Annotated in this window: 1 protein-coding gene; it reads right to left on the bottom strand. The window is 61.2% G+C overall.

The genetic code is table 11. From position 1 onward, the window contains the following. Positions 1–258: glucose-6-phosphate isomerase family protein (locus RTW80_RS29900; RefSeq protein ID WP_312721782.1), on the bottom strand; the 258-nt coding region annotated here is incomplete at both ends.

The following is a 258-nucleotide window of genomic DNA, read 5'->3' as shown; positions in this document are numbered from 1 at the left end:
GATAATCGCTTTACCCTGCCAGATTTCGTACAGCTCAGGGGGCGACCATCCGCTGTGCTGGCTAATACGGTGAACATGTCCCTGGCTGCGGACCGGCTCATCGCCAAGCGTGCCTGCCGCGTAGGTGACCACACCAAAAAGCAGCATGCGTTTTTCGAGCTCCGGCCTGTCCGCCAGACGCGCCACGTCCATCGCGATGGCATACACCTGTTCAGGCCCTTCGCAGTCCGGATTGCGCAGCGACGGGCGGATCTGATC

Source organism: Escherichia sp. AM3, assembly GCF_032029835.1.
GTDB lineage: Bacteria > Pseudomonadota > Gammaproteobacteria > Enterobacterales > Enterobacteriaceae > Escherichia > Escherichia coli.
This window is presented reverse-complemented; position numbering and strand designations above follow the sequence as displayed.